The sequence below is a fragment of the Streptomyces rhizosphaerihabitans genome (assembly GCF_025399795.1).
Taxonomy (GTDB): Bacteria; Actinomycetota; Actinomycetes; order Streptomycetales; family Streptomycetaceae; genus Streptomyces; species Streptomyces rhizosphaerihabitans.
The window spans coordinates 18786-42880 of record NZ_JAODTZ010000043.1 but is presented as its reverse complement, the minus strand read 5'-3'; the positions used below and the strand labels follow the sequence as shown (position 1 = coordinate 42880).

The window sequence follows — 24095 nt, the reverse complement described above, 5'->3', positions numbered from 1 at the left end:
CCATGGACGGATCCAGTTACTACACCCCGGCCGTCGCCATGGGCGCCGCGATCGCCTTCAAAGGGCCCGCGCTGCTGCGCGGCTGGCGCGACCCGCTGCTGCGCTCCGTGGGCGTACTGCTCGCCCTCGCGGGCCTGGTGTTCCTCTTCGCGGCCCCGCCGACCATCGCCGCGGTCAACGACATCACCCGGATACCCAATGTCTCGGCCCCCCTGGTCTACTGCCTGTTGAGTGCCTACAGCGCTTCCTGTCTGGTCCTGATCATCAACTGGCGCGGCGGACCGCCCGAGGCGACCCGACGGCTGTCACGCCGCTGGATCCTCGGGTACACCGTGGTCGGGGTGGCGCTGATCGCCCTGTTCGCCCTCGGGGACGCCCCCGTCGAACGGCTGCGGGACCTCGACACCTACTACGCCAACACCCCCTTCATCCGCGAGATGATCGTGCTCTACCTCGCGTCGCTCACCGTCGCCGGTGTCGCGATGAACGTCATGTGCTGGCGCTGGGCGATCCAGGTGCGCGGCCGGCTGCGGGCCGGACTGGTCGTCATCGCCTTCGGCTCCCTGTGCAACATCCCCTACTCCGCCGCCAAGTTCACCGCCGTGGTGGCCCGTTGGAACGGCACGAACCTCGACGGTCTGAGCACCGATGTGGCACCCATGCTCGCCTCGGCCGGGGCTCAGATCACCGCCGTCGGTTTCTGTCTTCCGCTGGCCTGGAGGCGCATCGGGGACAGCTGGAACACCTGGTCGACCTACCGCAGACTCGGGCCGTTGTGGCGCGAACTGAAGCCGGTCTCCGTACCGGAGGACCGAGCGGTACGGATCTCGTGGTGGTCGCCCGCGGAACTCCAGGTCACCCAGCGGGAGTCCGACATCCACGACGGCATGCTGAGCCTCTACCCCTACTTCGACTCCGAGGTCCGCTTGCGGGCGTACGGCGCCGCGGTCGCGGCGGGCTCCTCCGCCACCGAGGCACATGCCGAGGCGGACGCCGCGATGGTGACGGTCGCGGTGCGGGCCAGGGCCGCCGACCCGGAGGGCCGCGTCATCAGCTCGGCGGAGGCGGCGTCCGCGCCGCCCGCGACCGGATCCCCGTTCGCGCACGCCGACGGCCCGCGCGACCTCGTGCGCATGTCCATCGCCCTGCGCCGGTCAGCCGTCGTCGCGGCCGCCCGAGGGCGGGTGACGACCAGATCGCAGAGCGAGGCCCGCGAGCCGGCGGGTTAGCCATGACGGGCGCCGCGTGCCCCTCAGGTCGCGCTGCGTTCGCTCGCCTCCCGCAGGTCCCTCTCCACCGCACGGTTCCGGGCGGTGTCCGGTTGCCCCACCGCCGTACCGGGGCGCCCGGCGCGCAGCAGCTCCCGCCAGGTCTCACGGCTCCAGTCGGCCGGACTGGTGGTGGTCGTGAACTCCTCGACCAGGGCGAGGAAGCGCGCCGGATCGCTGTGGAAGGGGAAGTGACCGGCCCCCTCGAAGATCTCCAGACGGCTGCCCGGCATGGCCTCGTGCGCCCCATGGGCGTGCCGCACCGGCACCACGCTGTCCCGGTCTCCCCAGAGCAGCATGGTGGGCATGCCCTCGGTGAGATAGCAGCGGTCGAGCATCGTGACCGCCTGGCCACGCCAGTCGACCACCGCCCGCAGAGTCCGGATGAACGCACTGCGGGAGGTCGCGTCGGGCAGCGCGTCCACCAGGTTCACCAACTCCGGCGCGTCCTGGGCCAGATCGGTGTCGAGCAGGCGCATCAGGCGTAAGAAGAGACCCACTTGAAAGCGCATGCCGGGCAGTCGCAGCGTGGAGAGCATCAGATGGGCGCCCGGCAGCGACACGGCGCGCAGGAAGGGGTTGACCTCACCCCCGACCCCGCCCGCGCTGACCAGGATCAACCGCTCGGTGCGCTCGGGGAACTGGTAGGCGAACTGCATCGCCACTCCCCCGCCCAGCGAGTGCCCGACCAGCGTCGCGGACTCGATGTCGAGCGTGGCCAGCAGATCGCGCACGCCGTTGGCGTAGGCGGCCACCGAGTAATCGGCACGCGGTTTGTCGGACGCGCCGTGGCCGAGCAGGTCGGGCGCGATCACGGTGTGGGTACGGGCGAGGTCGGGGATCAACTCCGCCCATGTCGCGGAGGAGTCGCCTATGCCATGGATCAGTACGAGCGCCGGGCCCTCGCCGGCCATCCGGTAGGCGCGTCGATAGCCGTGCACGACGCGGTGGTGCAGGCGCAGTTCTCCGTCACCGACCGAACGCAGCCGCGGTGTGCGCCGCGGCTGCCGAGGCTGTACGTCGACCACGGGCTGACCTCCCGTTCCCAGGCCGCCGCGAAGGCGGCTCGCGAGCCGCCGGAATGGCGGCTTCGGGGCCGTCCGGCAGGCGGCCCCGGCTCTCGTCTCCAGCGTAGGGCCCCTGTTCCACAAGGGATTTCCGTGAGGTTTCGCCTCCGCTAAGCGGGCGAACCTCCGCGGACCGAAACCGGATTGTCAGTGGCGGACGGCAAGCTGGGGTCAGGACCAGTGTCACGACAAGCCGACCCGGGAGAGCCGTCCGATGCCGACCGCCGTACTGACCGAACACGAGCGCGCCGCCGTGCAGGCCTACCTCCGCCTCCTGCAGACGGTGCGAGCAGCTTTCGACGGCCCGCCGGACGGAGGCCGACCACCCATGGTCCCGCCCGCCGTACTCGCCGAGGCGGAGCGGGCCCTGAAGGCGGCGGGCCTCGCGGGCAACGAGGAGGCGTTCTTCGACCTCCTGCACTTCTGGTACCCGGAACCGGACTGGACGTGAGACCGGAGGCCGGTGGACCGAGTCGCGTCTACGACCCGTTCGCCGGAGCGGGTGACGCGCGAGACACGGCGACGTCACCGAGGCTGCCGCCGGCCCCGGATGCCGGGGCCGTCCGGGCCGGTGTCCCGGGCATCCGGGCCCGTCCCGGCCGTCGGACGCGGGCTCCGGGGCGCGTGACGCCACTCAGGGGCGGCGGGACCCAGGTCATGGCGTCGCAGACTCGCTCATTCCCTGTACCAGACCCCGTGGCGGCGATCCCAGAGGCTGCCCAGCCGGCAGAAGAGGGCCCAGCCGGCGCCGAGGCAGGTCCAGATCAGGAAGTAGGCCTGTGGTCTCCGCCGAATGGAGCGGACCCCGTCAGGCGCCGCCCGGCGTCCAGACGTACGGCGTCGCGGTGGTCGCGGCCCGGAAGCCCAGGCGTTCGAGGGTCGGGGCGCTGTCCTCGGACGCGTCGACGTGCAGGTACTCGACTCCCCGCGCCACGGCGAGTCGGGCTCGGGCCGCGATCAGTGCCCGGTAGATTCCGCGGCCTCGCCAGGCCGGCACGGTCGTACCGCCCCGGAGCCCGGCGAAGACCGTTCCGGGGCTGAGGACCAGCCACGCGGCGGAGACGACCTCGCCGTCGGCCTCGGCGACCAGGACGGCGATGTCGTCAGGTGCCGCCGCGACCTGCCCTCCCAGGAAGCCGTGGAGCCGGCGCCAGTCCATGCCCCACACGGTGGCCTCCATCATCGCGATCCGGCGGATGTCGGCATCCTCCGCCACACGACGCAGCACGACGCCGGCCGGTACCACCGGCTCCGTCGCCGTGTCGGCCGCACGTCCGATCAGCACGGTCTCCGGGTCTCCGGGAACGAAGCCGGCGGCTCGGAGGCGGTCGGTGAGGTCCGTCGGCATGTCATGGCTGCGGGTCTTCCACACGACCGCCTCACCCCGTCCGGCGAAGTAGTCGCGCTGCCGGACGATCAGCCGGTCCAGGTCGGCGCCGCTCGGTCCGAGGTCGCGCGGGGCGATGATGAACCCGCAGAAGTGTCCGACGACACGCAGGAGCGGTCCGTCCTGTTCGCCTCTGACCCCGGCCGGGAGTGCCGGGAGCACTCCACGCATCTGTGCGTCGTACGCGGCCAGCACCATGTCGATGTCGTTCGTCCTGCTGTTCGTGATGTCTGCCGCGATGTCGTCCGTCACGGTGCCGAGCGTACGCAACCGACGGAATGGACCGTCAACGACCCGCAACCGTAGGACAGTTCAGCCGCCCGACCCGGACGCCGGACCGGAGTGTGCGCGCGGGACCGTGACCGCCGTCGCGACCAGACCGCCCTGGACGGTCCACCGGCCGTCGAAGGCCTGGACGGAAGCGCCGTCCACCACGGGCCCCGGGACCAGGAGCTGGGCGCGGAGGCTGCCCGAGAGGCTGCCGGTGGCGGACGCCTCGTCGAGGGAGATGTCGATGTCCGCCCCGGAGAAGTCCAGCCATTTGCCGGTGAGCGGGAACCACGCCTTGTAGACCGACTCCTTCGCACTGAACAACAGCCGGTCCCAGTGGACCGCGGGCGCTCGGGCGCCGAGGCGGTCCAGGCGGCCCGACTCGCCGGGCAGGGCGACGGCGTCCAGAACGTCCTCGGGGAGCGCCAGGTGAGGTTCGGCGTCGATGCCGAGCGAGGCCAGATCGGTGGCGCGGGCGAGTGCGGCGGCACCGTAGCCCTCGCAGTGCGTCATGCTGCCGATGACCCCTTCCGGCCACTGCGGGGCTCCGCGCTCGCCCGGCAGCACGGGACCCGGGGCCACGCCCAGCTTCTCCATGGCACGCCGGGCGCAGACACGCACGGTGGTGAACTCGCGGCGCCGCTTCCCCACGGCGCGCGTCAGAACCGCCAGCTCCTCGGGGTACAGGGTCGCACCCTCGGCCTCGTCGTCACCGTGGCTCTCCACGACCACGACCGACTCCGGAAGCAGTTCCTCCATCACCGGCGTTGACCTCCATCGGCAGAATGCGGCGCAGCGTGCCCGGCGGACCCGGGCGCGTACGCCATTCTCGCGGATAGCCCACCGACACCTCTTCGAAGCGGACACCGTCGTGCCAGGTGGTCCGCGGGATGTGCAGATGCCCGTAGACCATGGTCTCGACGCGGAACCTGCGGTGCCAGTCGGCGGTCGCCAGCGTGCCGCACCACATGGCGAACTCGGGGTGCCACAGGACGTCCATCGGATGACGGTCCAGCGGGTAGTGGTTCACCGGGATGACCAGCAGGTCGTCGGGGAGTTCGGCGAGTCTGCGCTCGGTCTCGGCGACCCGGGCCCGGCACCAGGCCTCGCGGCTCGGGTAGGGGTCGGGGTGGAGCAGGTACTCGTCGGTGCAGACGATGCCGGTCTCGTGGGCGTACGCCAGCCCCTCGGCCTTGGTGGCGCAGCCCTGCGGCAGGAGCGAGTAGTCGTAGAGCAGGAAGAGCGGCGCGACGACAGCGGGGCCGCCCGGGCCGTTCCAGACGGGGTAGGGGTCCTCGGGGGTCGTGACGCCCAACTCTCGGCACAGGGCCACCAGATGCTCGTAGCGGGCCACACCGCGCAGCTGGACGGGATCCTTGGGGTGGGTCCACAGCTCGTGGTTGCCGGGTACCCAGACGACCTTGCGGAAGCGGTTGCCGAGCGTCTCCAGGGTCCACCGGATGTCGTCGACGATCTCGCCGATGTCACCGGCCACCAGAAGCCAGTCCTCGTCGGACCCGGGGCGCATGTTCTCGACCAGGGCGCGGTTCTCGGCGTAGCCGATGTGCAGGTCGCTGATGGCCAGCAGGTTCCCGCCACCGCTGTCTGTCGGCCGCACGCGCCACCCCCTGGAAAGCGAATGCCAACACAAGAACACACGCGCCCGTCGCCGTACAAGGAGGCCCGGGCGGGCAGGCCGGTGAATCCGTAACATCCCCGTAGCAGCACCAGGGTCCCGCGCCCCTTATGATCGCCCCAACACCACCGCTCGAATCTGCCTTGGCGTGCGACGGCTCGGTGTACCTCCCCTACCCCTGGCCGGGCCCGGCCTGCTTCGCCGTGCCCGCGAACCGTGAAAGGTGGCTTGCATGGGCTCTCGCGTACGCGTCTGGCTCAACCGCACGTACGCGGAGAACGTGTTCTTCATGGATCAGCTGCGAAGCAATCCGCAGCACCGCGCGGTCGAGATCCATGCCACCCACGGCGACGCCGACTCTCCCGTACTGGCCGCCGCCGACACCGCCGAGCCGGAGCCCGAGGGCCTGTCGCCGCGCGCCTATGTCGAGTACGCCCTCGACATGTGCGCACGCCGTTCCATCGACGTGTTCGTGCCGGTCCTGCACCAGGACGCGATCGTGGCGCAGCGCGCCGAGTTCGCGGCGCTCGGTACGGCGCTGCTGGCGCCGCCGGCGGAGGCGGTCGCGGTCTTCCACGACAAGGCCACCGCGTACCAGGCCGTCGAGGCCGTGGGGATTCCGGTGCCGCCGTGGTGGCGGGTGCGCACGGAGGACGAGCTGGTCGAGGCTGTCGAGACACTGGAGGCCGCGGGTCAGCGGGCCTGCTTCAAGCCCGCTGCCGGAGCCGGCGGGGTGGGCTTCCGGGTGATCACCCGCACCCCCTTCTCGCTGATGCACCTCAACGGGTTCCCGAGCGCGTACGTGCCGATGGACCTGGTCGTGGAGGCGCTGCGCGCGGCGGACGAGCCCGTCGACTGGTTGGTGATGCCGCACCTCGGACAGCCGGAGGTGTCGGTGGACTGCCTAACCGGGCCGGACGGCCGGGTCCGCATGGCGATCGGGCGCACCAAGAACGGGCGGCGCCGCGGGTTCACCCTCGACGACGCGTGGATCGAGCCCGCCCGGCTGCTCGCCGAGGCGTTCGGGCTGCACTACCTGTCCAACATCCAGTTCCGCATGTACGGCGACGAGCCGGTCCTGATGGACGTGAACACCCGCCCGGCGGGCGGGCTGCACCAGCTCTCCCAGTGCGGGGTGAACGCCCCTTGGGCGGCTGTGCAGTTGGCGCTGGGCGAGGAGACGGGCGAGGTGGTCCCGCCGTTCCTCGGACAGGACTACACGGTGGTCTCGGGGCTGCGTCCGGTGCGTCCGGTGTCGCTGTCGCCGCAGCGGACCGACGCGCCCGTGCCGACACTGTCGGCGGTACCGGCGCCGATCACGGAGTCCGCGTCCGTGTTGTCGTCCGCCCCGGTCGAGGCGACCGCCTCCGCCGTATCCGCCCAGGCCACCACGGCCGCGACGGCGGCCGTCGCACCCGCCTAGGCCACCCCCACGCATTTACCGGTCTGGACCAATTCCCGCTCAGCGTCTTGACAGCGGGATTGGTCCATACCAACTTGGTTGCGCACCTCTCTGCACTCCCGAACACCCCCATATCTCCAGGGAGATCGCGTGCGCATCACCATGCTCAGACGTTCCAGACACCGCTTCCTCGCCCTGCTGGGCACGGCCGCGCTGGCACTCGCCGGGGCGGTCGCCCTGCCGGGTACGGCCCAGGCGGCCAACATCCTGTCCAACCCCGGCTTCGAGACGGGCAGCCTCTCCCCCTGGTCCTGCTCCGGCAACCTGGGTTCGATCGTCTCAAGCCCCGTGCACGGTGGCTCCAAAGCCCTTGCGGGGGCGGCGAGTTCGAGCGACAACGCACAGTGCACCCAGACCGTCTCCGTCCAGCCGAACACGACGTACAGCCTCTCGGGCTGGGTCCGCGGCAGTTACGTCTACCTCGGTGTGGACGGCGGTGCCTCGAACTGGACGACGTCCCCGTCGGCGTACAGCCAGCTCACCGTGTCCTTCACCACCGGTGCCTCGCAGACCAGCGCCAAGATCTACGTCCACGGCTGGTACGCGCAGGGCACCTACTACGCCGACGACATCAGCCTGGACGGTCCCGGCGGCGGTGGTGGCGGGTCCGACACCCAGGCGCCGACCGCGCCCACCGGCCTGACCTCCACCGGCAAGACCTCCTCCAGCGTGTCACTCTCGTGGGGCGCGTCGAGCGACAACGTCGGCGTGAGCGCGTACGACATCTACAGCGGTTCCAACCAGCTGCTCAGTGTGTCGGGCACGAGTGCCACGGTCAGCGGGCTGTCCTCGAGCACGGCCTACTCGTTCACCGTCAAGGCGCGGGACGCGGCCGGGAACACCTCCGCGGCATCCAACTCCGTGAGCGTCACCACGGACGCGGGCGGCGGGGGCGGCGGCACCGGCTTCAAGCAGGCCGCTCCCTATCTGTACGAGGGCTGGGGCGATCCCCCGAACCCGACCACGGTGATGAGCGCCACCGGCATCAAGTGGTTCACGATGGCGTTCGTGCTCGACTCCGGCGGCTGCACTCCGGCCTGGGACGGCAGCCGTGCGCTGACCGGTGGCGTCGACCAGACCGCCATCAACCAGATCCGTTCCGCGGGCGGTGACATCGTCCCGTCGTTCGGTGGCTGGCAGGGCAGCAAGCTCGGCGCCAACTGCTCCTCGGCGAGCGCGCTCGCCGGTGCTCTGCAGAAGGTGATCAGCGCCTACGGCCTCAAGGCGATCGACATGGACATCGAGAACACCGACGAGTTCGAGAACGAGGCGGTCCAGGCGAAGATCCTGACGGCGCTGAAGACCGTCAAGGCCAACAACCCCGGCCTGAGGACGATCGTCACGTTCGGCACCTCGACGACCGGTCCGACCTACTACGGCAACCGGCTCATCGAGCAGGCGCAGTCCCTGCACGCGGGCATCGACGTCTTCACCATCATGCCGTTCGACTTCGGCGGCGGCTCCGACATGTACGGCAACACGGTCAACGCCGCCGAGGGGCTGAAGACCAAGCTGAAGTCGACCTTCGGCTGGGACGACGCCACGGCCTACTCCCACATCGGTATCTCCGGCATGAACGGTCTGTCCGACCAGCAGGAGAACACCACCCCGGCGATCTGGACCTCGATCCGTGACTGGTCGAACAGTCACCACATCGCCCGGCTCGCCTACTGGGCGGTCAACCGCGACCGGTCCTGCCCCGGTGGCGGTGTGGTGAGCAACTGCTCCGGCATCAGCCAGAGCACCTGGCAGTTCACGTCGATCACGGCCGGCTTCACGGGCTGAGGACGACAGCGGGACAACGCGGTGGAACAACACGGTGGGCCGCCCGGGCGATCCGGGCGGCCCATCGCGTCACGCTCCTACGTCAGTCTCGGTCGCCCGTAGTCACAGGCCGGCCGTCGGCTGTCACCGACGTCCGTCATCCCTCAGCCGTCACCCGTCGGACTCCGACGACGGGAGGTAGGCGCCCGGCACGTCCTGTGGCGCGAAGATCTGGTGCTCACCGGGGTACGGCTTGGTCCACCCGTGCGTCTGGTACCACGTGAAATGGTTCATCTGCGCGGGGTTCGCGAAGTCGGGGATGGCGTTGGGTCCGGTCAGCCGCTGGTGCGACTTCCAGGTGTCCCACTTCGCCGCGAGTGCCTGCTTGTCCGCCGGCACCTTCGCCGACGGCACCGGCGCCGCGCTGGGGTCCTGCGGCGCGGGGGTGTCCAGGCCGCAGGAGGGCGGGGTCTTGAGACCGTCGGTCAGCGAGGTCCGGTTGGGCAGCGCGGTGAACGGCGTGAAGTCCGCGTGCTGGGTGAACACCGCACGCATCGGGCTGGCGGCGCTGTCCTTCTGGTTCATCGGGTGGATCCCGAGGATCTGCTCGATGGTCCGGATCAGCGTGATCTGCGAGTAGTAGTGGCTGTCGACGATGCCGCGCCGGGCCCAGGGGCTGATGATCTGGATCGGGGCACGGTGGCCGTCCACGTGGTCGAGGCCGGCCTGGGAGTCGTCCTCCACGACGAAGATCGCCGAGTCCTTCCAGTACGTGCTGTGCGAGATCTCGTCGACGATCCGGCCGGTCGCGAGGTCGTTGTCCGCGACCTGGGCGGCCGCGTTCGCCGGACCGCCGGTGTGGTCGCTGGAGAGCCAGAACATGTTCAGGTTCGCCGGCCCGTTCTTCTCGAAGTCACGCTTCCAGATCTCCTCCCGGTAGACGTCCGGGACGCTGGTGTCGAACTTCGCGAAGCCGTGCACGGACACGTCGTTGAGCGACGGAATCGGCGAGGACGAGTTCAGCGCGTACGCGGTGTCCTGCCCGGTCGACGCCATGTTCTTGGAGTCGCAGTACAGGTTCTGCCAGCTCGCGTCCGCCGGCTTGGTCAGGAACTGCTGGAACTCACCGAAGTCCCGTGCCGAGTTCCCCTTCGCCTGCGCGCCGGTCCAGAGGAAGCCGGTCCGCTGGTGGCCGAGGGCGTCGTCCTCGGTGTCGTAACTGCGCGCGTACTCACCGGCGGAGGACTCGGTGTACTCCGGATCGTCCGCCTGCATCAGCCAGTTGTGACCCTCGGCGGAGTTCGTGCCGATGTCGTACGTGTTGTCGTACAGCCCGAACTGCTCGGCCATCGCGTGCTGGTTCGGCGTCACGTTCTCGCCGAACTGCGCCAGCGACGGGTCGCCGTTGCCTTCCGGGACATCCCCGAAGATCTGGTCGTAGGTGCGGTTCTCCTTGACGAGCAGGAAGACGTGCTTGATCGTCGAGGGCTCGCCGAGCCGCAGCGGGACGGGCACCGGCTTCGCGTGGCCCCTGCCCTTGGACTGGGTGACCGAGCCGTGGGTCCAGCCGTTCTGCCGGAAGACCTTGGCCGTCTGCGCCCTGATGACGCTGTCGTCCGGCAGTGTGAACCGCTGCACGCTCGACGTCGTGTCGTGGGTGCCGTGCCCGGTGCCGCTGATGGTCCGACGGGCGTCGATACCGCGGGTGTTGGAGACCACTACCTCCTTGCCGACGGCGGCGATCTCCGCGGGGAAGTAGTCCGTCGGGAGCAGGCCGATGTAACGGACCGGATCCTGCGGGGCCCGGTACCGGTAGACGGCCACCGCGTTGGCGCGGCCGAGCGTCACCAGCAGACGACCGTCGTCGGTGAGCGTCACCCCGTCGGGCTCGTACCCCACCGACGCCTCCGGCCACGGCTGGGTCGCGATGGTCTGTACGACCTTGTTCTTGACGGTGTCGATGACCGACACGTCGTTGGTGGCGGTGTTGGTGACGAACAGCGCCTTGTTCTTGGCGTACAGGGCTGTGGGGTGCAGACCGACGGGGATGCTCGCGACGGCGGCGGCCGGGTCGGCCAGGTCGATGACGCTGACGGTGCCGGTGGTGGTGGCAGCGGTGATCGGATCGGCCGGCACCTGGGTGTTGTAGGAGTTGAGCGTGGTGTCGCCGGCCTGCGCCGGACGCCCGCCCTCGTTGCTCACGTAGAGCTTGGTGCCCACCTGGACCATGTCACGCGGGGCGTTGCCCACGGTCCAGCTCTGCCGGACGGTCCCGGTCGCCGCGTCGATGGCGACCACCCGGTTCTGTCCGTTGACCGCGGAGTACACGGTGGAGCCGTCGGGCGAGAACACCGCCTCGCCCACCAGCGCGTGCTTGGGCCCGTCCGCCGGGATCGGGACGAACGTCGGACTGCTGACACTGCCGTCCGGATTCACGGTCAGCCTGGTGTAACCGTCGGTCTGGCCCAGCCAGAGCTGCGAACCGTCGGGCGAGTACGTGGGACCTTCCTGCCCGACGCTGTTGCCGCTGAGGCGCGGGCTCGACGACGCGGCGGCGCTGACGAGTTGCTGCACCTTCCAGTTCTTCAGGTCGACGATGGCGAGCGCGCTCCCACCGTCGGTGACCGAGGCCGCGAGGTGCGTGCCGTCCGGGCTGACCGAGGACGACATGATCTTCCCGTTGTCGACGACGAGCCGGTCGCCGTACGGGGCGATGTACTGGTCGCTGGAAACGACCTGACCCCGGTCGGTGATCTGGCCGACCTGGTCGGTGCCGAACTGGTGCGTCTGGGCGAATGCGGCCCCGGCGGCGACGAGGGCGAGGACGGTGGTGCCCGCCGTCACCAGGGGTATCCGTCTGCCGGCGTGTCTGCCGAGAGGGCCCGAACGCCCCTTCTCGTCACTCCGGCGGCGGCGCGTTACCTGCATGGAGTCATCCCTTCGAGGTGGCGAGCAGGTCGACGTTGCCGTCGAACTGCCACAGCGGGTTCGGTGCGTCCCCGGTCGGTGTGCGGACAAGGAAGTAGCCGTTCACCTCCTTCGGTCCGTCGCCGTCGGCCATGAATCGGCCGTCCGGAGTGACATCGAGCTGGTAGACGGCCGTCCCCACGGCGTCGACGCCGGGAAGATGCCAGGAGACGACACAGCGCCAGTCGTTGCCCGGCCCCTCGGCCGCGACCTTGACGCTGCCCTTGTCGCAGGACGCCGTGACCTTCAGCTGCGCTTCCGTGACGGCGGGGCGGTTGAGCTGCCTGGTCTGGAGCCGGTAGAGGTGGGCGAACGCCGTTGCGGCCGAGCGCTGCACCTTGTCCTGTTCGATCCCGGAGCCCGTGGCCCCCGTAGCGGCAGCGACGACCGCGACCGTCACGGCGGCCAGTCCGACGAGCGGCAGGACTCCGGCGGTGACCGCGCTGCGGCCCGAGCCGTCGTGCGCCGCGTCGGTGAAGTCGCGCCGCATGAAGAGCACATAGGCCGACACGGTCGCGGTCACGGCCCACAGCAGGCTGACCCCGATGCCGATCAGGAGCGGACCGAGCTGTGCGGGGCTGGTGAACAGACCGCTCCAGGCGATGAAGGCGTAGCTGGGCAGGGCGAGGCGCACGGCGACGGGGAGCGGCATCATCTGGGCGAGCTGCATCGCCAGCGCGACGAGCGCGGGCAGCAGCAGGCCCATCGGGGACCGTCCCAGCGTGATGGACCCGAGCAGTCCGACCGCGGCGAGGGCCAGGGTCGGGGCGAGGACGCAGACCCAGGCGAGCAGGACCTTGCCGGCGGCGTCCGCCGGGGTCAGGAGGTGGCCGTCGAGGCCGACCAGCGGCTGGTCGCCGACCGCCACGGCGCCGCCCGCCGAGCTGGAGGCGACCAGTCCGGCCACGAGCAGCAGGATGACGGTGAGGCCCGCCAGGGCCTTCGCCGCGAAGATCCGGCGCGGCGACCGGACCGCCACGAGCAGATGGCGCCAGGTGCCGAGCCGGTCCTCGGAGGCGAACACGTCGCCGGCGACGACCGAGGTCAGCAGGGGGAGCGCCCAGGTACCCGCGAAACCGAGCATCACCAGCGCTCCGGCCCACCCGGTGGCGTGCATCCAGCGGCCGAAGAGGGTGTCGACGGGGAGCGTGCTCTGCCGGCTCACCGCGGCGACGAAGAGCGCCGGCACGATCCAGCAGGCGAGGACCAGCAGGCGGATCCGCCACTGCGAGACGAGTTTGACCAGCTCGAAGCGGTAGGCGCGGGCGACCGAGACACGGGGGGCGGCGACGGCTTCCTCCAGGCCCTGCGCTCCGAGGTCACCGTCCTCGGCGACGGTCACTGTCATCCGCCGGTCTCCTTCTGCTCGGTGAGGGCGAGGAACGCGGCTTCGAGAGGCGACACCACGGGGGCGAGCTCGCGCAGCGCGATGCCCGCGCGCACCAGCCGCACCACCAGTTCGTCCACGGCGGGCACCAGCGCGCGCACGACGAGCGCGTCGGCGTCGTGCCGTGGCGCCGCGTCGTCGACGACACGGATGCCGGCCGAGTCGAGGGCCAGCAGTCGGGCCGCCGCGGGGTCGGAGGTGAGTACCCGGTAGTCGAGTTCACGGTTCTCCGCGGCCAGCTTGCCCAGCGGACCGGAGAAGACGACCCGTCCGGTGGCGAGGATGGTGACCTCGGAGCACAGGGCCTGGAGGTCATCCATGCGGTGGCTGGAGAGGACGACCGCGGTTCCGTTCGCCGCGAGCCTGTTCAGGACACCGTGCACATGTCGTTTGCCGGCCGGGTCGAGGCCGTTGGACGGTTCGTCCAGCACGAGCAGCCGGGGCCTGGTGAGCAGGGCGGCGGCGAGGCCGAGCCGCTGACGCATGCCGAGGGAGTAGCCGCGGGCCGGGTCGTCGGCGACATCGGTGAGCCCGACCTGGTCGAGCACGTCGTCGACCCCGGCCGCCCGCGCGCCCTGGCCGCGGAGTGCGGCCAGGGCGGCGAGGTTCTGGCGGGCGGTGAGCGAGGGGTAGAGGCCGGGCCCGTCCACGAAACCGGCGACACCGTCGGGGGCGGCGAGCGCCCGTCTGAGCTGGGTGCCGAGGATCTCGAGGAGACCTTCGTCGGCGACGGCCAGGCCCAGCAGAAGACCCAGCAGGGTCGTCTTGCCGGCGCCGTTCGGTCCGGCCAGCCCGTGGATCTGACCCCGCGCCACATCCAGATCGACGCCGTCGAGTGCGACGACGTCGCCGAAGCACTTGGTGATCCCGCGAGCCCGGACGGCGAGGAGTCTGTCCATGAGTCCCTTCCTCGAAGCACTCGACGCACTCGAAGCACACAGGGACCTTAGGGACGGTACACAACGCGGGTACAGACGGCTGGTTGAACACGGCGGAAACGGATCGTCAAGGCGTCGGCAAGTCCGGTGCGCAAAACGGGCGTCAGGGTGGACGGACTCGGACAACACCTGCGGGCGCCGAGTCCGCACGGAGCCCGGGCGCCGCGGAGGTGCTCCTCGGCTCCGCGGCCGTACGTCGTCTTCTCCACGGCCGTATCCCGCACTGACCGGGCTCTACTTCAGGTAGGCCAGGCCAGGGTGTACGGCCGTATAGCCGTCGGCCAGTGCGCGGGCCACGTTCACGGAGTCGACGAGCGGGTGCAGGGCGAAGGCCTTCACGGCGGTCGTACGGGAACCCGACTCGGCGGCCGAAAGTACCTCCCGCTCCACCGCCTTGACCGCGCACACCAGTCCGGTGGCGTGGCCGGGCAACGGGTCGACGGCGACGGGGTGCGCGCCGTTGGCGTCGACCAGGCAGGGCACCTCGATGACGGCCTCGGTGTCGAGAACGCTCAGCGTGCCGCGGTTGCGGACGTTGAGGATCAGGGTGGTGCGTTCGTCACGGGCGATGGCCCGCATCAGGGCGAGCGCCACCTTCTCGTAGCCGCCGGAGAGGTCGTCGTCGTCGCGTTCTCCGGCGCCGGCCGCGTCCCGGTTCTCCGCCATGTAGGTGGCCTCGCGCTCGGCGCGGGTGCGGTCCCAGGCGGTCAGGGCCCCTGCGCCGGGTTGCCTCATCTCGTCGTAGAACCGGGCCTGTTGGTCGCGCAGGAAGGCGCCGCGTGTCCTCTCGGCCCGCTGGTAGGCGCGGACGGTCTCCCGGTTGAAGTAGTAGTAGTGCAGGTACTCGTTGGGGACGGCGCCGAGCGACCGGAGCCACTCGGGGCCGAAGAGCTTGCCCTCCTCGAAGGACCCGAGCAGCCCGGGGTCGGCGAGCAGTCGCGGGAGTTCGTCGCGGCCCGCGACGCGCAGTCCCCGTACCCAGCCGAGGTGGTTGAGCCCGACGTAGTCGATCCACGCCTCGCGCGGGTTCGCGCCGAGGACCTTGGCGATCCGGCGCCCGAGGCCGACCGGCGAGTCGCAGATGCCGATCACGCGGTCGCCGAGGTGACGGGACATGGCCTCGGTGACCAGTCCGGCCGGGTTGGTGAAGTTGATGACCCAGGCGTCGGGCGCGAGCCGGGCCACCCGCCGCGCGATGTCCACGGCGACGGGCACCGTGCGCAGGCCGTACGCGATGCCGCCGGCGCCGACCGTCTCCTGGCCGAGGACGTCCTGGCCTAGGGCGACGCGCTCGTCCGCCGCCCGCCCCTCCAGACCGCCGACCCGGATCGCGGAGAAGACGAAGTCGGCGCCGCGCAGGGCCTCGTCGAGGTCGGTGGTGACGGTCACCTCCGGCGCGTCCGGGTCCCCGGTCGCCTGCTCGGCCAGAACGCGGGCCACGGCGGAGAGCCGTCCCGCGTCCAGGTCGTGCAGCACGACCCGGGTGACACGGCCCTCGGCGCGGTCCCCGAGGAGCGCTCCGTACACGAGCGGGACGCGGAATCCGCCGCCGCCCAGAATGGTCAGCCTCACGCAAGTACCACCTTCGCAGTTCGTGCGGGGACGCAGGCCGCACGGCGAGGGAGCACGCCACGACCGCCTGTTTCACCCACGTCTTCCAGGGATCAGCGTGCCACCGCGTCCACGGGCTCGTCCGTCACCACCACGCCGAGTCCCCCGTCCCCGGGACTCTCGCCCTCGCCGCCTCGCACGCGACGGGCAGCGGCAACGGTGAGCCCGCCGAACACTGGGCGCCATCGAGTCGCCCCCGGGGCTTCAGGACGGTTTCATCCGGGGGTCCTGGGACCGCGCCATTCTCCAACGCGTGAACGACGGAAGATCGGCCGGGCACGGTGGCGCGGGACCGTACGACAACGCCGGCACGGCGCGGCCCCACCGCCGGACGTACGACGGCGACCGCGTGACGGATGCGGCGACCGCCGCCCTCGCATCGAACGCGCCTTCCCCGTCCGGTCGTTCATACCCCTCCGACCTAGGGACCACACGACCGTGACCGAGCAGCGACTGCCCGCCTGGGCCGATCCGTCCGTCTCCCCCGCCGCGCTGGATCCGCAGGGCCTGTCGCGGCGCGGGCTGCTGCGCGGCGCGGGCCTGTTCGGGGCGGCCTTCGCGGTCGGCTCGCTCGCCGCGCCCGCGGCGGCGTCCGGGAGAGGCCCCGGCGGCAGCGATCCGCGCCTCGCCTATCTCGTGGGCGACCATCACATCCACTCCGTCTACAGCCACGACGCGAAGTACACGTTCTCCCAACTCGCCCGTGCCGGGGCCGAGTACGGTCTCGACTGGATGGTCTTCAACGAGCACTCCAACTTCGGGCACGCCTCCTACGGCGCCCGGCTGGAGCACCAGGAGATCCTGAAGGCGCGCGCCGCGAACCCGCGCCAGCTGATCTTCCAGGGTCTGGAGTGGTACATCCCGGCCGCCGAGCACGCCACCGTCTTCGCCGCCCCCGGCCCGCACGAGGTGGACCTGCTCACTCAGTTCGAACTCGCCTACGACGGCAAGCTGTTGGGCTATACGGCGGGTTCGCCGACCAGCCCCGACACGGCCCGCAACGAGGCACACGCGGTCAAGGCCGTCCAGTGGCTGGCCGAGCGGCGCCGCACCGGATACGTCGACGACGTACTGGTACTCGCCAACCACCCGTCGCGCCTGGGGATCGACTCCCCGCACGAGATGCGCGACTGGCGCGACGCGGCCCCCGAGATCATGATCGGCATGGAGGGCGCGCCCGGTGCCCAGGGCGGCGGCATCCCCGGCTGGATCGGCTCGGGCCAACAGCGCGGCGAGTACGTCAACAAGCCCTCGGAGAACTCCTTCGCCGGGTACCCGGATGACGCGTACGTCCTGTACGGCGGCTTCGACTGGATGACGGCGACGGTCGGCGGCATGTGGGACGCGATGCTCGCCGAGGGCCGGCTGTTCACCATCACCACCAACTCCGATGTGCACCGCGTCGTCTTCGACACCTGGAAGAACGGCGACTGGGCGCCCGGACAGAACTTCGACGACACCGGGCACGTTCCCGACCCGGTGAACACCGGCACTCCGCAGCCGGGCGGCGACTTCTGGCCCGGCCAGTTCAGCCGCACCCATGTCGGCGTGACCCGCTACGGCTACCGCTCGGTGATGGCGGGCCTGCGCGCGGGCCGGGTCTGGCTGGACCACGGCCATCTGCTGGACGGACTCGACGTCCGCCTGAAGCGGGACCACGACCACGGGACGGGCGTCACCCTGGGCGGCCGGATCCGCGTCCGCAAGGGCGACCGGCTCACCCTGTCGGTCACCGTCGCAACAGCCTCACGTCCCAACGCTCGTGGAATCCTGCCGGAGTTGGCGCATGTCGACGTGATCCGCGGTGCGGTGCACGGCCCGGTGGCCGACCGCGATGTCTGGCGGGCCCCCGACACCAAGGTCGTCCGGACCGAGGATGTGGGCGGCCGCAAGGGGACGTACACCCTGCGCATCCCGCTGACCGCCGGGGACGAGTCCTTCTACATCCGGCTGCGCGGCAGCGACGGCAACAGGAACGGCGCCGGATACCTCGGTGCGGCGATCGACCCGCACGGCCCGATTCCGCACGCGCCCGGAAACGGTGACCCGTGGGTCGACACATGGTTCTATTCCAACCCCGTGTTCGTCGATGTGGAAGGCTGCTGATGAAGCGTCATTTACTGTCTCTTGCCTGCCTGTTGGGGGCCTTCACGGTCGGCATGAGTACGTCGTCCGCGATGGCCGGCGAGCCCGTGTGGACCGAGACCGGCACGTCGTACGTCGACTCGCTGAGCGGGGGTCAGGGGCTGGCGAGCCGTGCGGACGGCTCGCTGCTGCACCGCGGGCTCGCCTCCATTCCGCTCGTCCTGCGCATCAAGGGCTGGAACCATGTGGGCGACCCGGACATCGCCCAGGGCTCCGTGTTCGACGCCTACCAGGGGCCGGACACGGCGACCTCGAAGATGTTCGCCGTCACCACACCCGCGGGTAAGCGCTATGAGTACGTCCACCGGCTCGACCCGGGCGAGAAGCTGAACAACTCCTTCGCGACCGTGTCGCCCGACGGCCAGTGGCTGGTGTCCGGCGAGTGGGGCGACCAGAACCGGCTCCAGGTCTTCCCCGCCCCGCTGCTCAACCCGTCGACCCCGCCCACCGGCGGCGCCCTGCCGCAGGCCGGGCAGATCACCCTCGACAGGCCCGTCCGCGACATCCAGGGCTGCGACTTCGTCGACGGCACCCGGCTGCTCTGCGCCTCGGACGACAGCTCGCGCGCACTCTTCCCCGAGGACCGGCCGCTGCTCCAGGTCGACCTGGAGCGGAAGGTGGACGGCCGGCCGGTCACGGGACATGTCACCAGCCTCTTCGCCCTTCCGCAGCGCAGCCTGTGCACGGACGGGACGTACGAGGCGGAGGGCGTCGACTACGACACGGCGAGCGCGACGCTGCGCGCCGAGGTGGTCCAGCCCGGCGCGTGCAGCGTCGCGACCTCCGTGTACGCGTACCAGCTCAAGTAGGAGGCCGGTGTGGAGGGGACCCGGAGCACCGCCGGGGCCCCGAGCCTCAGACGTAGAACCGCGACAGGCTCTGCAGGACGGCGGCGGGCTTCCCGCCGCCGTCGATCTCCACCGTGCCGTCGATGGCGATCTGCACTCCGCCCGGCACGTCCTCGACCGAGGCGAGCCGCGCGACCAGCCGGATGCGCGAGCCGGCCTTCACGGGGGCGGGGAACCGCACCTTGTTCAGGCCGTAGTTGACCTTCGTGGTCACCCCCTCCACCTCGAGGAGTTCGGTGAAGAGCGGGATGAAGAGGGAGAGGGTCAGATAGCCGTGCGCGATGGGCGCACCGAACGGGCCCTCCGCCGCCCGCGCCGGGTCGACGTGGATCCACTGGTGGTCGCCCGTGGCGTCGGCGAAGGTGTCGATCCGCTCCTGGGTGACCTCGGTCCACTCACTGGTCCCGAGGTCGCCGCCCGCGAGCTTCCTGAGTTCGTCGAGGCCGTTCACGGTGATGGTCATGCGTTTCCCTGCCTGGTGCGGTAGCCGGTGCCGTAGCGCGTACGGACGCGGGATTTGAGGAGCTTTCCGGAGGCGGTGCGCGGCAGTTCGTCCGCGACGACCACCGACTTGGGGATCTTGTACTTGGCGAGGCGCCCGGAGAGCGAGGCGAGGACCTCGTCCGGATCCAGTTCGACGCCCTCACGGGCCACGACGACGGCGCGGGGGACCTCGCCCCACTTGTCGTCGGCGACACCGATCACGGCGCACTCGACGATGCCGGGGTGGGCGAGGAGCAGGTCCTCGATCTCGGCGGGATAAACGTTCTCGCCGCCGGAGATGATCATGTCCTTGATGCGGTCAACGATGAAGACGTAGCCGTCGTCGTCGACGCGGGCGGCGTCCCCGCTGCGGAACCAGCCGTCGGTGAGGACGGCGGCCGTCTCATCGGGGAGCCCCCAGTAGCCGGGCATGACGTGCGGTCCGCGGACGACGACCTCCCCCGCCTCTCCGGCGTCGGCCTGGGTGAAGTCCGGCCGGACCACCCGGACATCGCTGAAGAAGTGCGGAACGCCCGCCGAACCGGCCTTGGAGACCGCGTGTTCGGCGTCCAGGAAGAGGGTGCCGGGCGCGGCCTCGGTCATCCCGTACCCCTGGAGGAAGGTGAGCCCGCGTTCCTGGTAGGCGGCGATGAGCGGGGTCGGCACGGGCGCGCCGCCGCAGGTCAGGATGCGCAGGGAGGACAGGTCGGCGTCGGCCCAGCGGGGGTGCCGGGCCACCCGGTCGAACATGGTGGGCACGCCGAACATGAAGGTGATCCGGTGCCGTTCGATCAGGTCGAAGGTGGCCGCCGGGTCGAAGGACCGGGTCAGGACGCAGGTGCCGCCCTTGAGGAGCACGGGCAGGGTGAGCATGTTCAGGCCCGCCGTGTGGAACAACGGAGCGCAGACCAGGGCACGTTCGTCGGCGGTCAGGTCGTGGTCGACGAGGACGTTGACGGCGTTCCAGGTGAGGTTGCCGTGGGTGAGCATCGCGCCCTTGGGACGGCCTGTGGTGCCCGAGGTGTACATGATGAGGCAGAGGTCGTCGGCGGTGACGGGCCGGTCGATCGGCTCGTCGGAGGCGTCGGCGATCAACTCTTCGTACGGACGCCCCACTTCGATGGACGTACGGACATCGGTGCCGTCCGGCGGCCCGGCGTCCGGCCCGGTCGGGGCCGGCGCGTGGATCAGGACCCTGGCACCGGAATCGCCGAGCTGGTGGGCGATTTCGGGCCCGGCGAGGCGCGGGTTGAGCGGCACGAAGACGGCGCCGAGCAGGCCCGCGGCGAACAACGTCTACGAAGGGTGGTTGGGGCCCAGATAGGCGATCCGGTCCCCGCGCCGCAGACCCAGGGCCCGCAGGGCGTGCGCCAGTTTCGTGGTGCGGGTGTGCAGTTCTGCGTAGCAGACGGTGTCGTCGCCGTGGATCAGGGCGGTGCGGTGCGGGGTCTTGCGGGCCCGGCGTGCGGGCCATGACCCCAGTCCCTCGTTGCGCATCGTGGGCCCCTTACGGTGTGAGCCCCAGAAGGCGGGCGGCGTTCTCCTTGAGGATCTTCGGCCTGACCTCGTCCTTGATCGGAAGCTTCTCGAAGTCGGCGAGCCAGCGGTCCGGGGTGAGGACGGGGTAGTCGGAGCCGAACAGGACCTTGTCCTTGAGCAAGGTGTTCGCGTACTGCACCAGTTGGGGCGGGAAGTACTTCGGCGACCAGCCCGACAGGTCGATGTGCACGCCCGGCTTGTGGGTGGCCACGGCAAGGGCCTCGTCCTGCCAAGGGAAGGACGGATGCGCCAGGATGATCTTCAGATGCGGGAAGTCCGCGGCCACGTCGTCCACATGGAGCGGATTCGAGTACTTGAGCCGGATTCCGCCGCCGCCGGGCACCCCGGCGCCGATGCCGGTCTGCCCGGTGTGGAAGAGGGCGATGGTGCCGGTCTCCTCGATGACCTCGTAGAGGCCGTACGCCACCGAGCGGTCGTTCGGGAAGAAGCCCTGGATGCTCGGGTGGAACTTGAAGCCCTTCACCCCGTACTCCTCGACCAGCCGCCGGGCCCGGCGCACCCCCGCCTTCCCCCGGAAGGGGTCGATGGAGGCGAAGGGGATCAGCACGTCCGGGTTGGCGGCGGCGGCTTCGGCGACCTCCTCGTTCGGGACGGGCTCCGTGCCGGTGGCGGACTCGGCGTCCACCGTGAAGATCACGGCGGCCATCCTGCGCTCGCGGTAGTACGCCGCCGTCTCCTCCAGGGTCGGCTTCCGCCGGCCCTCGACCTTGAAGTAGGCGCTGGAGGCGTCGTGCAGACGGCCGTCGAGCGAGGAGTGGCCCTTGGCGGACACCTCGGCGTGGGTGTGGACGTCGATCGCGACGAGCTCGTCCGGGTTCACAGGAGGAGTCATCACGCTTCCGCCGCCTCCGGAACGGGAATCCCCGGGGCGGGAATCCGCGGGGCGGGAATCCCTACGGTCTGCGGCTCGGCGCCCAGGGAGGCGGCCCAGACGTCGGCGAGCGTCTCGGGGGTCCAACCGCCGTCCGCGTAGGCCGCCTTGATCTCCTGCGGATGCGACCACAGGGCCACCTTGTCCCCGCCGATGCCGATGGCCTGGCCCGTGATCCCGCGCGCGGCCTCGGAGGCGAGGAAGGGGACCAGGGCCGCGCAGTCCTCGGGGGTGCCGAAGCCCTCGCCCTTGCGGAGGAGGTCCGGAAGCGGCGTGCCGTCGCGCAGGGCCTCGACGTACGGGGCGAACGCCGGGATCGTCTCGGTCATCGCGGTGGCGGCGACGGGCACGATCGCGTTGACGGTGATGCCCGCGCGGCTCAGCTCCATCGACCAGGTGCGGGCCATGGCGGCGATGCCCGCCTTCGCGGCGGAGTAGTTCGTCTGCCCGAAGTTGCCGCGCTGTCCGGCGGGCGAACCGACCAGGATCAGGCTGCCGCCCTCGCCCTGCTCGCGCATCCGCACGGCGGCGGCGCGGGCGCAGGTGAAGGTGCCCCTCAGATGCGTGGTGATCACAGCGTCGAAGTCGTCGTCGGTCATCTTCCACAGGACCTTGTCGCGCAGGATCCCCGCGTTGGTGACCAGGATGTCGAGCCGGCCGAACTCCCGTACGGCGCGGGCGACGAGCCGGTCGGCGGCCGCGGCGGTGCCGACCGCGACGACCTCCGCGACGGCCTGTCCGCCGGCCTCGGTGATGGACTTCACGGCCCGCTCGGCGACGTCCTCGTCGATGTCGTTGACGACGACGCGGGCGCCGACGGCCGCGAGGGCATGGGCGTAGGCCAGGCCGAGACCACGGCCGCCGCCGGTGACGACGGCGGCCTTGCCGGTGAGATCGATGGGGGGCACGAGAGGTCCCTTCACATGGTGCGGACGCTCGCCCGGAGCGCGGCTGCCCGCAGGGGTCGGCTTCGCGTCCGAGGCGGGTACGGCTGCGACGCCGTGTCGGGTGGCCACGGGACGGAAGCGGTGCGGCTATGAGATCGAAGCTAAGAGCAATAATTGTCGACGTCAATAGTTGTTGCCGTCCGACCCATACGGCATGCTGGGTCCGTACGTCCGAACCGCCCCGGCCGGGGCCAGGCCCCAGGGAGCCCGTCATCGCAGGTCAGCAGCATGCCGCAGGACACCCCCGGGGCCCCGTCCGCATCGACGCCGAGGAGCCCTGGATGCGCGGCCTGCACGCGGACACGGGCTATCTGCTGTACCGGCTGGGCCTGCGCTCGGGCCAGTTGTTCAACGCGTTCCTCCAGGAGTCCGGACTGCGGCTGCGCCACTACGCGCTGCTGCGGTTCCTCGCCACCTCGAAGGGCGCGTTGCAGCGGGAGCTGAGTTCGCGGCTCGGCTACGACCCGAGCGCGATCGTCGGGCTCGTCGACGACCTGGAGAAGCTCGGCTTCGCGGAGCGCAGGCCCTCTCCCGACGACCGCCGCAGCCGGATCGTCGTGCTGACCGCGGACGGCCGCGCCTTCCTGCGCGACACGGACGAGGCCGGGCTGCGCGTGACGAACGACCTGCTCCAGCCCCTGGATCCCGCCGAGCGGGAGACCCTGCACACCCTGCTGCAACGGATCGCGGACACCGAACTGAACTCATGACCGCCCTGTCCGCTCCCGGCCGCCTCCTCGCCGTACTCGCCGCCTTCGACCACGAGCACACGGCGCTGTCCCTGACGGACATCAGCCGCCGGGCCGGCCTCAGCCTCACGACCGCCCACCGGCTGGTGGCCGCGCTCACCGAGTGGGGTGCGCTGGAGCGGGACGCGGGCGGCCTTTACCACGTCGGCCTGCGCCTTTGGGAGATCGCTGCGCTCGCTCCGCGCGGGCTCGCGCTGCGGCAGATCGCCCTGCCGTATCTGGAAGACCTGTACGAAGCGACGCACGAGAACGTCCAGTTGGCGGTCCGCGACGGCACCGAGGTCGTCTACATCGAGTGGATCGCCGGGCGTTCGTCGGTCGGTGTACGCATCCAGGTGGGTGCCCGCTGGCCGCTGCACGCGACGGGCGTCGGGCTCGCGCTGCTCGCGCACGCGCAGCCCGCGTTCCAGGACGCCTACTGTGCCGGACCGTTGGCCGCCTACACGCCGTACACCATCACCGATCCGGGCCGCCTGCGGCGCGCTCTGGCCGAAGTCCGGCGCACCGGCGTGGCGGTGAGCATCCGTCAGGTGACCGACGACGCCCTGTCGGTGGCCGCTCCGGTGCGCGGCGCGGACGGCGCCGTCGTCGCGGCTGTGTCACTCGTCGTGCCCCAGGCCGACGCGCAGGTACCGGCGTTGATCCCGGCGGTACGGCTGGCGGCCCGCGGAATCTCCCGGGCCCTCGGCTGGCGACCGACGGCCGGTGCCGAGCCACATCTCTGACACGACCGCA

19 protein-coding genes and 1 pseudogene are annotated in these 24095 nt (G+C 70.8%); 8 read left to right on the top strand and 12 right to left on the bottom strand.

Annotated elements, in window-relative coordinates:
* Positions 1–2 precede the first annotated feature (2 nt).
* On the top strand, positions 3–1229 hold the full coding sequence (locus N4G66_RS32700) for an MAB_1171c family putative transporter (RefSeq protein ID WP_261707888.1): 1227 nt from the start codon (positions 3–5) through the stop codon (positions 1227–1229).
* Positions 1230–1252: 23 nt separating this feature from the next.
* On the opposite strand, the gene N4G66_RS32695 is transcribed toward N4G66_RS32700, so the two are convergent.
* Positions 1253–2296: an alpha/beta fold hydrolase gene (locus N4G66_RS32695; protein WP_261707887.1), complete on the bottom strand. Its 1044-nt coding sequence runs from the start codon at positions 2294–2296 to the stop codon at positions 1253–1255.
* A 253-nt stretch (positions 2297–2549) separates the two neighbouring features.
* On the opposite strand from N4G66_RS32695, the gene N4G66_RS32690 reads away from it, so the two are divergent.
* Entirely contained in the window at positions 2550–2786 is a 237-nt protein-coding gene (locus tag N4G66_RS32690; RefSeq protein ID WP_261707886.1) for a hypothetical protein, read from the top strand.
* Between the two features lie 357 nt (positions 2787–3143).
* Here the strand turns inward: N4G66_RS32690 and N4G66_RS32685 are convergent, their stop codons facing one another.
* The 3 genes from N4G66_RS32685 to N4G66_RS32675 all read right to left on the bottom strand — a co-directional run bounded on the left by N4G66_RS32685 (position 3144) and on the right by N4G66_RS32675 (position 5610).
* On the bottom strand, positions 3144–3920 hold the full coding sequence (locus N4G66_RS32685; RefSeq protein WP_261707930.1) for a GNAT family N-acetyltransferase: 777 nt from the start codon (positions 3918–3920) through the stop codon (positions 3144–3146).
* Between the two features lie 114 nt (positions 3921–4034).
* Positions 4035–4754 (bottom strand): 4'-phosphopantetheinyl transferase family protein, encoded by a 720-nt coding sequence (locus N4G66_RS32680; protein WP_261707885.1) that lies wholly within the window; start codon positions 4752–4754, stop codon positions 4035–4037.
* Complete coding sequence (locus tag N4G66_RS32675; protein ID WP_261707884.1) at positions 4702–5610, bottom strand: metallophosphoesterase family protein; 909 nt, start codon at positions 5608–5610, stop codon at positions 4702–4704. The genes N4G66_RS32680 and N4G66_RS32675 overlap by 53 nt, the downstream gene beginning before the upstream one ends.
* Positions 5611–5860: 250 nt before the next feature.
* Here N4G66_RS32675 and N4G66_RS32670 point away from each other — a divergent pair, with 250 nt between their 5' ends.
* Positions 5861–7051 carry an ATP-grasp domain-containing protein gene (locus tag N4G66_RS32670; RefSeq protein WP_261707883.1) on the top strand — a complete coding sequence of 397 codons (1191 nt, stop codon included), beginning with the start codon at positions 5861–5863 and terminating at the stop codon, positions 7049–7051.
* A 141-nt stretch (positions 7052–7192) separates the two neighbouring features.
* Positions 7193–8875, top strand: a complete 1683-nt coding sequence (locus tag N4G66_RS32665; RefSeq protein WP_391858927.1) for a carbohydrate binding domain-containing protein — start codon at positions 7193–7195, stop codon at positions 8873–8875.
* Positions 8876–9025: 150 nt separating this feature from the next.
* On the opposite strand, the gene N4G66_RS32660 is transcribed toward N4G66_RS32665, so the two are convergent.
* From N4G66_RS32660 to N4G66_RS32645, 4 genes are all read right to left on the bottom strand, one after another.
* Positions 9026–11782, bottom strand: a complete 2757-nt coding sequence (locus N4G66_RS32660; RefSeq protein WP_261707881.1) for a phosphoesterase — start codon at positions 11780–11782, stop codon at positions 9026–9028.
* 4 nt (positions 11783–11786) lie between these two features.
* The gene (locus N4G66_RS32655; RefSeq protein ID WP_261707880.1) at positions 11787–13169 is read right to left on the bottom strand and encodes an ABC transporter permease; all 1383 of its coding nucleotides are present in this window, start codon (positions 13167–13169) and stop codon (positions 11787–11789) included.
* A complete protein-coding gene (locus N4G66_RS32650) occupies positions 13166–14107 on the bottom strand; it encodes an ABC transporter ATP-binding protein (RefSeq protein ID WP_261707879.1) in 942 nt (313 codons plus the stop codon). Before N4G66_RS32650 ends, N4G66_RS32655 begins: the two co-directional genes overlap by 4 nt.
* Before the next feature lie 273 nt (positions 14108–14380).
* Positions 14381–15718, bottom strand: coding sequence for a 6-phospho-beta-glucosidase (locus N4G66_RS32645; RefSeq protein ID WP_261707878.1), 1338 nt, complete (start codon positions 15716–15718; stop codon positions 14381–14383).
* 477 nt (positions 15719–16195) lie between these two features.
* Between N4G66_RS32645 and N4G66_RS32640 the strand changes: the two genes are divergently transcribed.
* Positions 16196–17863: a histidinol-phosphatase gene (locus tag N4G66_RS32640; protein ID WP_261707877.1), complete on the top strand. Its 1668-nt coding sequence runs from the start codon at positions 16196–16198 to the stop codon at positions 17861–17863.
* Complete coding sequence (locus N4G66_RS32635; RefSeq protein WP_261707876.1) at positions 17863–18711, top strand: hypothetical protein; 849 nt, start codon at positions 17863–17865, stop codon at positions 18709–18711. Before N4G66_RS32640 ends, N4G66_RS32635 begins: the two co-directional genes overlap by 1 nt.
* Before the next feature lie 46 nt (positions 18712–18757).
* On the opposite strand, the gene N4G66_RS32630 is transcribed toward N4G66_RS32635, so the two are convergent.
* The 4 genes and pseudogenes from N4G66_RS32630 to N4G66_RS32615 form a co-directional block, all read right to left on the bottom strand.
* Positions 18758–19213 carry a MaoC family dehydratase gene (locus N4G66_RS32630; protein ID WP_261707875.1) on the bottom strand — a complete coding sequence of 152 codons (456 nt, stop codon included), beginning with the start codon at positions 19211–19213 and terminating at the stop codon, positions 18758–18760.
* Positions 19210–20730: pseudogene (locus N4G66_RS32625) on the bottom strand (acyl-CoA synthetase). Before N4G66_RS32625 ends, N4G66_RS32630 begins: the two are co-directional and overlap by 4 nt.
* A gap of 10 nt (positions 20731–20740) precedes the next feature.
* Positions 20741–21625 carry an amidohydrolase family protein gene (locus N4G66_RS32620; RefSeq protein WP_261707874.1) on the bottom strand — a complete coding sequence of 295 codons (885 nt, stop codon included), beginning with the start codon at positions 21623–21625 and terminating at the stop codon, positions 20741–20743.
* Positions 21625–22572, bottom strand: a complete 948-nt coding sequence (locus N4G66_RS32615) for an SDR family NAD(P)-dependent oxidoreductase (protein ID WP_315903727.1) — start codon at positions 22570–22572, stop codon at positions 21625–21627. Before N4G66_RS32615 ends, N4G66_RS32620 begins: the two co-directional genes overlap by 1 nt.
* Before the next feature lie 320 nt (positions 22573–22892).
* Between N4G66_RS32615 and N4G66_RS32610 the strand changes: the two genes are divergently transcribed.
* Together N4G66_RS32610 and N4G66_RS32605 are read left to right on the top strand one after the other, a co-directional pair.
* Positions 22893–23321, top strand: a complete 429-nt coding sequence (locus N4G66_RS32610) for a MarR family winged helix-turn-helix transcriptional regulator (RefSeq protein ID WP_261707873.1) — start codon at positions 22893–22895, stop codon at positions 23319–23321.
* Entirely contained in the window at positions 23318–24085 is a 768-nt protein-coding gene (locus N4G66_RS32605; protein WP_261707872.1) for an IclR family transcriptional regulator, read from the top strand. The genes N4G66_RS32610 and N4G66_RS32605 overlap by 4 nt, the downstream gene beginning before the upstream one ends.
* The last annotated feature ends 10 nt before the right edge of the window (positions 24086–24095 follow it).

What these genes read in the sequence shown, in the direction of transcription:
- N4G66_RS32700 (WP_261707888.1), top strand. Translation starts at nt 3, where the DNA reads ATGGACGGATCCAGTTACTACACCCCGGCCGTCGCCATGGGCGCCGCG.
- N4G66_RS32690 (WP_261707886.1), top strand. Translation starts at nt 2,550, where the DNA reads ATGCCGACCGCCGTACTGACCGAACACGAGCGCGCCGCCGTGCAGGCC.
- N4G66_RS32685 (WP_261707930.1), bottom strand. Translation starts at nt 3,920, where the DNA reads ATGGTGCTGGCCGCGTACGACGCACAGATGCGTGGAGTGCTCCCGGCA.
- N4G66_RS32670 (WP_261707883.1), top strand. Translation starts at nt 5,861, where the DNA reads ATGGGCTCTCGCGTACGCGTCTGGCTCAACCGCACGTACGCGGAGAAC.
- N4G66_RS32665 (WP_391858927.1), top strand. Translation starts at nt 7,193, where the DNA reads ATGCTCAGACGTTCCAGACACCGCTTCCTCGCCCTGCTGGGCACGGCC.
- N4G66_RS32660 (WP_261707881.1), bottom strand. Translation starts at nt 11,782, where the DNA reads ATGCAGGTAACGCGCCGCCGCCGGAGTGACGAGAAGGGGCGTTCGGGC.
- N4G66_RS32655 (WP_261707880.1), bottom strand. Translation starts at nt 13,169, where the DNA reads ATGACAGTGACCGTCGCCGAGGACGGTGACCTCGGAGCGCAGGGCCTG.
- N4G66_RS32650 (WP_261707879.1), bottom strand. Translation starts at nt 14,107, where the DNA reads ATGGACAGACTCCTCGCCGTCCGGGCTCGCGGGATCACCAAGTGCTTC.
- N4G66_RS32635 (WP_261707876.1), top strand. Translation starts at nt 17,863, where the DNA reads ATGAAGCGTCATTTACTGTCTCTTGCCTGCCTGTTGGGGGCCTTCACG.
- N4G66_RS32630 (WP_261707875.1), bottom strand. Translation starts at nt 19,213, where the DNA reads ATGACCATCACCGTGAACGGCCTCGACGAACTCAGGAAGCTCGCGGGC.
- N4G66_RS32620 (WP_261707874.1), bottom strand. Translation starts at nt 21,625, where the DNA reads ATGACTCCTCCTGTGAACCCGGACGAGCTCGTCGCGATCGACGTCCAC.
- N4G66_RS32610 (WP_261707873.1), top strand. Translation starts at nt 22,893, where the DNA reads ATGCGCGGCCTGCACGCGGACACGGGCTATCTGCTGTACCGGCTGGGC.
- N4G66_RS32605 (WP_261707872.1), top strand. Translation starts at nt 23,318, where the DNA reads ATGACCGCCCTGTCCGCTCCCGGCCGCCTCCTCGCCGTACTCGCCGCC.